This window comes from Dietzia sp. NPDC055343 (assembly GCF_053645265.1).
The window spans coordinates 151,070-161,845 of sequence record NZ_JBSHMJ010000005.1; the positions used below are offsets into that span (position 1 = coordinate 151,070).

The 10,776-nt window shown below is 68.4% G+C and carries 9 protein-coding genes; all 9 read left to right on the forward strand.

The window, feature by feature from the left end:
- The first annotated feature begins 8 nt into the window (after window positions 1-8).
- The 9 genes from ACWIE7_RS04370 (at window position 9) to tuf (ending at window position 10,707) form a co-directional block, all read left to right on the forward strand.
- Entirely contained in the window at window positions 9-2,108 is a 2,100-nt protein-coding gene (locus ACWIE7_RS04370) for an ATP-binding protein (protein WP_454068654.1), read from the forward strand.
- Window positions 2,109-2,113: 5 nt separating this feature from the next.
- The gene (locus ACWIE7_RS04375) at window positions 2,114-3,295 is read left to right on the forward strand and encodes an acyl-CoA dehydrogenase family protein (RefSeq protein ID WP_452098595.1); all 1,182 of its coding nucleotides are present in this window, start codon (window positions 2,114-2,116) and stop codon (window positions 3,293-3,295) included.
- 11 nt (window positions 3,296-3,306) lie between these two features.
- Window positions 3,307-4,125 (forward strand): enoyl-CoA hydratase family protein, encoded by an 819-nt coding sequence (locus ACWIE7_RS04380; RefSeq protein WP_452098596.1) that lies wholly within the window; start codon window positions 3,307-3,309, stop codon window positions 4,123-4,125.
- Between the two features lie 69 nt (window positions 4,126-4,194).
- Window positions 4,195-5,328 (forward strand): NDMA-dependent alcohol dehydrogenase, encoded by a 1,134-nt coding sequence (locus ACWIE7_RS04385; protein ID WP_454068655.1) that lies wholly within the window; start codon window positions 4,195-4,197, stop codon window positions 5,326-5,328.
- Between the two features lie 11 nt (window positions 5,329-5,339).
- A complete protein-coding gene (locus ACWIE7_RS04390) occupies window positions 5,340-5,990 on the forward strand; it encodes a TetR family transcriptional regulator (protein ID WP_454068656.1) in 651 nt (216 codons plus the stop codon).
- A 203-nt stretch (window positions 5,991-6,193) separates the two neighbouring features.
- Entirely contained in the window at window positions 6,194-6,565 is a 372-nt protein-coding gene (gene rpsL / locus ACWIE7_RS04395; RefSeq protein WP_182631374.1) for a 30S ribosomal protein S12, read from the forward strand.
- Complete coding sequence (rpsG, locus tag ACWIE7_RS04400) at window positions 6,565-7,035, forward strand: 30S ribosomal protein S7 (RefSeq protein ID WP_452098599.1); 471 nt, start codon at window positions 6,565-6,567, stop codon at window positions 7,033-7,035. The genes rpsL and rpsG overlap by 1 nt, the downstream gene beginning before the upstream one ends.
- A gap of 196 nt (window positions 7,036-7,231) precedes the next feature.
- Complete coding sequence (gene fusA, locus ACWIE7_RS04405; protein ID WP_454068657.1) at window positions 7,232-9,343, forward strand: elongation factor G; 2,112 nt, start codon at window positions 7,232-7,234, stop codon at window positions 9,341-9,343.
- A gap of 173 nt (window positions 9,344-9,516) precedes the next feature.
- Window positions 9,517-10,707 (forward strand): elongation factor Tu, encoded by a 1,191-nt coding sequence (tuf, locus tag ACWIE7_RS04410; protein ID WP_454068658.1) that lies wholly within the window; start codon window positions 9,517-9,519, stop codon window positions 10,705-10,707.
- Window positions 10,708-10,776: the final 69 nt, after the last annotated feature.

A 10,776-nucleotide genomic window follows, 5' to 3' on the forward strand; every position in this document is an offset into this window, starting at 1 on the left:
ACCAGACCATGAGCTCCACCAGCCCCGCCCGGCCCGCCCAGAAATCTCCGAACGACCCGACGACAACGACGACGACACCGCCGGTCACCTCCGTCCTGGTGGCCAATCGCGGCGAGATCGCCCGGCGCGTCCACCGCACCGCCCGGTCACTGGGCATGTCGACGGTCGCCGTGTTCTCCGACGCGGACGCGGACTCGCCGCACGCCCGCGAGGCCGACGCCTCCGTGCGACTGCCCGGTAACACCCCTGCGGAGACATACCTGCGCGGTGACCTGGTGATCGAGGCGGCCCTGGCCGCGGGCGCCGACGCCGTCCACCCCGGATACGGGTTCCTGTCGGAGAACGCGGGATTCGCCCGCGATGTGATGGCGGCGGGTCTGACCTGGGTCGGGCCGCCACCGCAGGCCATCGAGGCCATGGGCTCCAAGATCGAGGCCAAGAAGATGATGGCGGCGGCGGGCGTGCCCATGCTCACCGACCTCGAGCCCGACGACGTCACCGAGGACCTCCTGCCGGTCCTGGTCAAGGCCTCCGCAGGAGGTGGCGGGCGCGGGATGCGCATCGTGCGCACCCTCGACTCACTGCACGACGAGATCGCGGCCGCCCGGCGTGAGGCGAAGTCGGCGTTCGGCGACGACGCGGTGTTCTGCGAGCGCTACCTCGAGCGCGGCCGGCACATCGAGGTCCAGATCATGGCCGACGCCCACGGCACCGTCTGGGCGGTGGGGGAGCGCGAGTGTTCCATCCAGCGCCGCCACCAGAAGGTCATCGAGGAGGCGCCCAGCCCGCTCGTCGAGCGCACGCCGGGGATGCGGGCGAAGCTGTTCGAGGCGGCCCGGGATGCCGCGACCGCGATCGGCTACACCGGCGCCGGGACGGTCGAGTTCCTGGCGACCGACGGCGGTGAGTTCTTCTTCCTCGAGATGAACACCCGCCTTCAGGTGGAGCACCCGGTCACCGAGGCCACCACCGGTCTGGATCTGGTGGCGCTGCAGTTCGACGTGGCCGCGGGTCTGCCGCTGCCCGCCGCCGAGCCGCCGGCCACGCACGGCTGGTCGCTGGAGGCCCGGCTGTACGCCGAGGATCCGGCGGACGACTATCGCCCCGGCTCCGGCGTCCTGTGGGCGCTCGAGGTGCCCGGTGTGACCTCGCGCTTCTCCGGCCCGCACCGGCCAGGGATCCGGCTGGACAGCGGCGTGGAGCCGGGGCCGGACGGCACGCTCATCGGCGTCCACTACGACCCGATGTTGGCCAAGGTGATCTCCTATGGCCGGACCCGCACCGAGGCCTGCACCTCGCTCGCCGGGGCACTCGCCCGCGCCAGGGTCCACGGACTGACCACCAACCGGGCCCAGCTCGTGCGCGTGCTCCGCCATCCCGAGTTCCTCGCCGGCAATCTGTCGACGGCGTTCCTCGACGACCACGGCGCCGCAGAACTCGCCGCCCCGCTCGCCGACGACGAGGCCGTACGCATCTCGGCACTCGCCGCCGCGATCGTCTCCGGTACCGCGGAGCACGCCGGCGGCCCGGTCGCGCTCGCCCCGGCCGGGTTCCGCAACGTCGGCCGCTCGCTGCAGACCCGCACCTACCGGGTCGGTGAGGACGAGCTCGAGGTGACCTACCTCCGCGACCGCGCCGGTGCCCGCCCCGCCGCCGAGGACCTCGACGGCATCGTGACGATCGGAGACGCCACCGCCGATTCGCTCGTCGTGGAGGTCCGTGGGGTTCGCCGCACTCTCGCCGTGGCCCGGTACGAGACCCCGGGGGCCGACTCGCGCGTGGAGGTCGACTCCCCGCTCGGACCGGTCTCACTCGTCGAACCACCCCGCTACACCGACCCGTCGGCGGAGGTCGCCGCGGGATCGCTGCTCGCCCCGATGCCGGGCTCGGTCATCCGCGTCGCGGTCTCGGTCGGGGACGCGGTCACAGCAGGTCAGCCACTGCTCTGGATGGAGGCCATGAAGATGGAACACACCATCTCCGCGGCCATCGACGGCATCGTCACCGAGCTGCCCGTCGAGGTCGGCACGCAGGTCGAATCCGGCACCATTCTCGCCGTCGTCGTCGAACCCGGCGCCGACACCAGCACCGACACCGAACAGGAGTGACCGCGATGACCGACATCTCGACCGTCCCCAACCCCGTGATCGACACCGACGAGCAGGCCCAGCTCCGGAAGGTCGCCTTCGACCTCGGCTCGCGCTACGGCCTGGAGTACATGCGCGAGAAGTCCGACGCCGGCGAGACCACCGACGAACTGTGGACCGAGGCAGGCAAGCTCGGCCTGCTGGGCGTCAACCTGCCCGAAGAATACGGCGGGGGCGGCGCGGGCATGACCGAGCTGGCCATCGTCGAGGAGGAACTGTCCGCCGCGGGCGCCGGGCTGCTCATGATGGTGGTCTCGCCGGCCATCAACGGGACGATCATCTCGCGCTTCGGCACCGAGGAACAGAAGCAGCGGTGGCTGCCCGGGATCGCGTCGGGGGAGACCATCACCTCCTTCGCGATCACCGAGCCCGACGCCGGATCCAACTCCCACGCCATCACGACCACCGCGCGGCGTGACGGCGCCGACTTCCTGCTCAGCGGGCAGAAGACCTATATCTCGGGTGTCGACCAGGCGGATGCGATTCTCGTCGTCGCCCGTCTCGAGGGGTCCACCCCCGGCCGCCTCGAACCGGCGCTGTTCATGGTCCCCACCGACGCCCCGGGCCTGACGAGGGCCCACATCCCCACCGAGGTCCGTACGCCCGAGCGGCAGTTCCAGCTGTTCTTCGACGACGTCCGCCTCCCCGCCGACGCGCTCATCGGTGACGGCGACACCGCGCTGCTCATGCTCTTCGCCGGCCTCAACCCGGAGCGCATCATGGCCTCCGGCATGGCCTGCGGCACCGCGCGCTACGCGATGGACAAGGCCACGAAGTATGCGAACGAGCGGTCGGTGTGGAAGACGCCCATCGGCGCTCACCAGGGCGTCGCCCACCCCCTGGCCCAGTGCAAGATCGAGCTGGAACTCGCGCGGCTGATGATGCGTAAGGCGGCGGCCCTGGTCGACGCCGGCATGGACGAGGCGGCCGGCGAGGCGGCGAACATGGCGAAGTACGCCTCGGGAGAGGTCTCGGCGCGCACCGTCGACCAGGCCATCCAGACCCTCGGCGGCAACGGGCTCTCGGTGGAGTACGGGCTCGCCGGGATGCTCGCCGCGTCCCGACTGCCCCGCATCGCCCCCGTCAGCCGGGAGATGATCCTCAACTACGTGGCCCAGCACTCGCTCGGGCTGCCGAAGAGCTACTGAAGGTGGCGGCCATGAGTGACACGCACGCCGGCGGGCCGGCCCCCGCCGGGCAGACGGTGGTCCGCTACGAGGTCCGGGCCGGCGCCGCGCGCATCGACCTGGACTCACCGCACAACCGCAACGCCCTGTCGACCGCACTCGTCGAGCAACTCCACGCCGCGCTCGACGGTGCCGCGGGTGACGACGCCGCCCGCGTCGTGGTGCTCGGGCACACCGGCGGGACCTTCTGCGCCGGCGCCGACCTCTCCGAGGCCTCGGGAGGCACCGGCCGGCCCGAGGAGCAGGCGGCGGAACGGACCAGGGTCTTCCTGGGACTGTTGCGGGCGATCATCGCCCACCCCAAGCCGGTGATCGCCGCCGTCGACGGCCATGTGCGGGCCGGCGGCATGGGCCTGGTCGCGGCGTGCGACCTCGCGATCTCCGGGCCCTCGTCGACGTTCGCGCTGACCGAGGTCCGACTGGGGCTCGCCGCCGCGATGATCTCGGTGCCCCTGGCAGCGCGCGTCAACCCCCGCGACCTCGCGCGGGCGCTGCTGACGGGGGAGAAGTTCGACTCCGCGCACGCCCGGGCCATCGGCCTGCTCACCGAGGCCCCGGAGGACGTCCCGGCCGCCGTGGACCGGCTGGTGGCCTCGTTCCGCCCGTGCTCGCCGCAGGGGCTGACCGAGAACAAGGCGCTGCTCGCGGCGCCGCTGCTGGCCGAGCTCGACGCCCGGGGGGAGGAGCTGGCCGGGATCACCGCCCGGTTGTTCACCACCCCGGAGGTGGCCGAGGGGATGACCGCATTCCTCGAACGCAGATCGCCTGCCTGGGCGGCGGACGCGGAGTAGCGTGAAGTGTGGTGTTGGTCACACGACCAGCACCGCCTTCACCGTCGTCTCTCATCGAGGAGTACACGCATGCGCACCAAGGCCGCCATCATCCGCGAGCCCAAGCAGGACGGCTGGGAGATCGTCGAGGTGGACATCGACGACCCGAAGGCCGGGGAGGTCCAGATCAAGCTCGCCGCCTCCGGCCTATGCCATTCAGATGAGCACCTGCTCACCGGTGATCTGCAGTTCGAGTCGTACCCGATCATGGGCGGGCACGAGGGCGCCGGCGTGATCACCAAGGTCGGCGAGGGCGTGCGGGGACTGGAGGAGGGCGATCACGTCGTCCTGGCGTTCATCCCCGCCTGCGGCACATGCCCGCCCTGCTCGGAGGGGCTGCAGAACCTCTGCGACAACGGTGCCGGCCTGCTCAGCGGCCGTGCGATCAGTGACGGTGGCTTCCGCGTCCATACCACCGACGGCGAGGACGTGGCCACGATGTGCGTCCTCGGCACCTTCGCGCCGCACGTCACCGTGCACGAGTCCTCGGTGATCAAGATCGAGAAGGACGTCCCCCTCGACAAGGCCGCACTCCTCGGCTGCGGCGTCTGCACGGGCTGGGGATCGGCCACCGAGATCGGCGGCGCCAAGGAGGGCGACGTCGTCGTCGTCGTCGGTGTCGGAGGTATCGGCATCAACTCGGTCCAGGGCGCCGCGGCCGCGGGCGCCCGCGCGATCGTGGCCGTCGACCCGATCGACTTCAAGCGTGAGAAGGCGCTCGAGTTCGGCGCCACCCACACCTGTGCCTCCATGGACGAGGCCATGGCGTTGGTGGGGGAGATCAGCTGGGGCAGAATGGCGGATCTGGTGATCCTGACCATGGGCGTCGTCGAGGGCAAGGATCTGCTGCCCGGCCTCCTGCTCACCGGCAAGGGGCGGCGCTGCGTGGTGGTGGGGCTGGGCGACATGACCGCTGTCGACGCACAGATCTCCATCCTGGACCTGGCGATGCAGCAGAAGACCCTCCAGGGGGCCATCTTCGGCGGCACCGGCCCGCGCAAGCAGATCCCGCATCTGCTGCACCAGTACCGTGCGGGCAACCTCAAGCTCGACGAACTGATCACCACGACGTACCGGCTCGAGGACATCAACCAGGGCTATCAGGACATGCGGGACGGAAAGAACATCCGCGGCGTCATCATCTACGACGAGCAGGACTGGTAGCAGGAGGAGACATGGCGGGACCCGAGCAGCGCGCCCCCAAGCAGGACCGCAGCCGCATCACGCGGGAGCGGTTGCTCGGTGCTTCCATCGACCTCCTCGCGACGCAGGGCTGGGCGGCGACCACCGTGGGCGCGGTGGCCGCCGCCGCCGGCGTCTCACGCGGTGCCGCCCAGCACCACTTCCCGACCCGCGAGGACCTGATCACAGCGGCTCTCGAGCACATGATCGAGCAGCGTGTCGAGAGCGTGCGCGCTGTCGGGCTGGACCTCCCGGAGCCCGGGCCGGCCCGCACCGAGGCGGTGGTGCGCCTGATCGTCGAGCACTACACCTCCGACCTGTTCAAGGCCGCACTGCAGGTGTGGACCGCGGCCGCCAGCGATCGCGCTCTCGCGGACCGGGTGCTTCCCCTGGAGACCGCGATGTCGCGCGAGGTCCTCGGCATCGCCGCGGCCGCGCTGGAGCGCGACGCCTCGGACGCCCGCGTACGCCGGGCGCTGCAGACGACCCTCGATCTCGCGCGTGGCCTCGGCCTGGCCGACGTGCTCTCCGACGATTCCGGACGTCGTGACAAGATCATCCGATTCTGGGCGCAGACGATGGACGAGGTCCTCGACGACGCCGGAAAATCGCACCCGGTGGCGGGCGACCGCGGCTCATTTTGACCCGGTATCCCCACGGCGGTTAGGCTTGACCATCGTGCTCGCAGTATGCGAGCTGGAGGATCGCGCCCTGTAGGCCAGCGAGAGCGGCTGACGAGGTCGCCCGTGCGCGGCGACGGGTGTTCGAGAGTCCGGATACGAGCAACGTCCCAGTGACCGGTGGTCGCCCTTGAAAGCGGAGGCCGCCAGCTAGAGAAAGTCGGTTCATGCCAACCATCAACCAGCTGGTCCGCAAGGGCCGCCAGGACAAGAAGTCGGCGACGTCGACGGCTGCCCTCAAGGGCTCGCCCCAGCGTCGCGGCGTGTGCACGCGTGTGTACACCACGACCCCCAAGAAGCCGAACTCCGCGCTCCGTAAGGTCGCCCGTGTGCGCCTGACCACCGGCGTCGAGGTCTCGGCCTACATCCCCGGTGAGGGCCACAACCTCCAGGAGCACTCGATGGTGCTCGTGCGCGGTGGTCGTGTGAAGGACCTCCCGGGTGTCCGTTACAAGATCATCCGTGGCTCGCTCGACACGCAGGGCGTGAAGGACCGCAAGCAGGCCCGCTCCCGCTACGGCGCCAAGAAGGAGAAGTAATGCCTCGTAAGGGTCCCGCCCCGAAGCGCCAGCTCATCAGCGATCCGGTCTACGGTTCGCCGCTGGTCACGCAGCTCGTCAACAAGATCCTCCTTGACGGCAAGAAGACGACCGCCGAGCGCATCGTCTACTCCGCGATGGAGATCTGCCGCGAAAAGACCGGCACCGATCCGGTCATCACCCTCAAGAAGGCCCTGGACAACGTCAAGCCTGCACTCGAGGTCCGCTCCCGTCGCGTCGGTGGCGCCACCTACCAGGTGCCCGTCGAGGTGCGCCCCGGACGCTCCACCACCCTCGCGATGCGCTGGCTGGTCACCTTCTCCCGGCAGCGTCGTGAGAACACCATGATCGAGCGTCTCGCCAACGAGATCCTGGACGCCTCGAACGGCCTGGGTGCCGCGGTCAAGCGCCGCGAGGACACCCACAAGATGGCCGAGGCCAACCGGGCGTTCGCGCACTACCGCTGGTGATTCGGTGGGCCCCTGGCGGGGCGGTGTCGTCAAGACCCCCCGTCCAGGGTCCCGCAGCCGCCCACTTGGTGGCATCATTGACCAAGCCCCGTCTCGCCTCGCTGAGAGTGCGCAGCCGGAATCAACACAATGACCCGGTTCGGACGGTCGACACCGACCGCACGGGCCACCGACGACTCACGATCGGGGAGAATCCGTGGCACAGGACGTGCTGACCGACCTCAACAAGGTCCGCAACATCGGCATCATGGCGCACATCGACGCCGGTAAGACCACCACGACCGAGCGCATCCTGTTCTACACGGGTGTCAACCGTAAGGCCGGCGAGACGCACGACGGCGCGTCGACGACCGACTGGATGGAGCAGGAGAAGGAGCGTGGCATCACGATCACCTCCGCCGCGGTCACCTGCTTCTGGGACGACAACCAGATCAACATCATCGACACCCCGGGCCACGTCGACTTCACGGTCGAGGTCGAGCGGTCGCTGCGCGTGCTCGACGGCGCCGTCGCGGTCTTCGACGGCAAGGAGGGCGTGGAGCCCCAGTCGGAGCAGGTCTGGCGCCAGGCCGAGAAGTACGACGTCCCCCGTATCTGCTTCGTCAACAAGATGGACAAGCTGGGCGCGGACTTCTATTACACCGTCCAGACGATCGTCGATCGTCTCGGTGCCAAGCCGCTGATCCTCCAGCTCCCGATCGGTGCCGAGGACGCGTTTGACGGCGTCGTCGACCTGCTCACCATGAAGGCGCACTTCTGGCGTGGCAAGACCGAGATCGGCAGCGCGGCCTCGATCGAGGACATCCCGGCCGACCTGCAGGAGAAGGCCGAGGAGTACCGCGAGAAGCTCCTCGAGACGGTCGCCGAGACCGACGAAGAGCTCATGGAGAAGTACTTCGGCGGCGAAGAGCTGACCATCGACGAGATCAAGGCTGCGATCCGCAAGCTCGTGATCAACTCGGAGATCTACCCGGTCCTGTGTGGCTCCGCGTACAAGAACAAGGGCATCCAGCCGATGCTCAACGCGGTCATCGACTTCCTCCCGAACCCGCTGGACGTCGGCGAGGTCCACGGCCACAAGGTCGGCGACGAGGAGACCGAGATCCTGCGCAAGCCGTCCAAGGACGAGCCGTTCTCGGCGCTGGCGTTCAAGATCGCCGTGCACCCGTTCTTCGGCAAGCTCACCTTCGTGCGCGTCTACTCGGGTCGTGTCGAGCCGGGCACCCAGGTCGCCAACTCGACCAAGGGCCGCAAGGAGCGCGTCGGCAAGCTCTTCCAGATGCACGCCAACAAGGAGAACCCGGTCGACGAGGCCGTGGCCGGCAACATCTACGCCTTCATCGGGCTCAAGGACACCACCACCGGTGACACCCTGTGTGACCTGAACGACCAGGTCGTCCTCGAGTCGATGACGTTCCCGGACCCGGTCATCGACGTCTCCATCGAGCCCAAGACCAAGGCCGACCAGGAGAAGCTGGGCACCGCGATCCAGAAGCTCGCCGAGGAGGATCCGACCTTCACCGTGCGTCTGGACGACGAGACGGGTCAGACCGTCATCGGCGGCATGGGTGAGCTCCACCTCGACGTGCTGGTCGACCGCATGAAGCGGGAGTTCAAGGTCGAGGCGAACGTCGGTAAGCCGCAGGTAGCCTACCGCGAGACCATCAAGGGCTCGGTCGACAAGTTCGACTACACCCACAAGAAGCAGACCGGTGGTTCCGGTCAGTTCGCCAAGGTGCAGATCGCGCTCGGGCCCCTGGATCAGGAGTCCGTCGAAGAGGGCGAGACCTACGTGTTCGATGACAAGGTCACCGGTGGCCGCGTGCCCAAGGAGTACATCCCCTCCGTGGACGCGGGCATCAAGGACGCCATGCAGTACGGCATCCTGGCCGGCTACCCGATGGTCAACGTCAAGGCGACCCTCGTCGACGGTGCCTACCACGAGGTCGACTCGTCGGAGATGGCGTTCAAGGTCGCGGGCTCGATGGCCTTCAAGGAGGCCGCGCGCAAGTGTCAGCCCGTGATCCTCGAGCCGCTCATGGCCGTCGAGGTCACCACGCCGGAGGACTACATGGGCGACGTGATCGGCGACCTCAACTCCCGCCGCGGCCAGGTCAACGCGATGGAAGAGCGCTCCGGCGCCCGCGTCGTGAAGGCCAACGTGCCGCTGTCCGAGATGTTCGGCTACGTCGGCGACCTCCGGTCGAAGACGCAGGGCCGGGCCAACTACTCGATGGTCTTCTCCCACTACGCCGAGGTTCCGGCGAGTGTGTCGAAGGAGATCATCGCCAAGGCGACCGGCGAGTAACCGGTATGGTCCCGTTCCGCCCTCGCGGCGGGACGGGACCGATGCCGGCGGCGCACGGTCGAACCTCCGGGTGGCCGCCGGTTCGTGCCCCACGGCACGATGAGTAAGATCAATCCACACAAAACAGTGCCCACTACCCGAAGTGGGGACAGACCAGTCCAGGAGGACATCAAGTGGCGAAGGCGAAGTTCGAGCGGACGAAGCCGCACGTTAACATCGGCACCATCGGTCACGTCGACCATGGCAAGACCACCACCACCGCGGCCATCACCAAGGTACTCGCGGACGCGTACCCGGACCTCAACGACTCGTTCGCGTTCGACGAGATCGACAAGGCGCCGGAGGAGAAGGCTCGTGGTATCACGATCAACATCTCCCACGTCGAGTACCAGACGGAGAAGCGTCACTACGCGCACGTCGACGCCCCCGGTCACGCCGACTACATCAAGAACATGATCACCGGTGCCGCCCAGATGGACGGTGCGATCCTCGTCGTGGCCGCCACCGACGGCCCGATGCCCCAGACGCGTGAGCACGTGCTGCTCGCCCGTCAGGTCGGCGTTCCCTACATCCTCGTCGCGCTCAACAAGTGCGACATGGTGGATGACGAGGAGATCCTCGAGCTCGTCGAGATGGAGGTCCGCGAGCTGCTGGCTTCGCAGGACTTCGACGAGGACGCCCCCGTCATCCACATCTCCGCCCTGAAGGCTCTCGAGGGTGAGCAGAAGTGGGTCGACTCGGTCCTGGAGCTCATGCGGGCCTGTGACGACTCCATCCCGGATCCCGAGCGCGAGACGGACAAGCCGTTCCTCATGCCCGTCGAGGACGTCTTCACCATCACCGGTCGTGGCACCGTCGTCACCGGTCGTATCGAGCGTGGCCAGATCAACGTGAACGAGGATGTCGAGCTCATCGGCATCAAGGATAAGGCCACCAAGACCACCATCACGGGCATCGAGATGTTCCGTAAGCTCCTCGACTACGGCGAGGCGGGCGACAACGTCGGCCTGCTGGTCCGTGGCCTCAAGCGTGAGGACGTCGAGCGCGGACAGGTCGTCATCAAGCCGGGCGCCTACACCCCGCACACCACGTTCGAGGGCCAGGCGTACATCCTGTCCAAGGACGAGGGCGGCCGCCACACGCCGTTCTTCAACAACTACCGTCCGCAGTTCTACTTCCGTACCACGGACGTGACCGGCGTCGTGACCCTCCCCGAGGGTACCGAGATGGTCATGCCGGGCGACAACACCGAGATGAGCGTCGAGCTCATCCAGCCGGTCGCCATGGATGAGGGCCTGCGCTTCGCGATCCGTGAGGGTGGCCGCACCGTCGGCGCCGGACAGGTCACCAAGATCATCAAGTGATCGTCTGACCTCACGGACCGGGTGAAGTAACCGGACCAGAGAGTAAGGGGCGCCCCGCCTGAGCGGGGC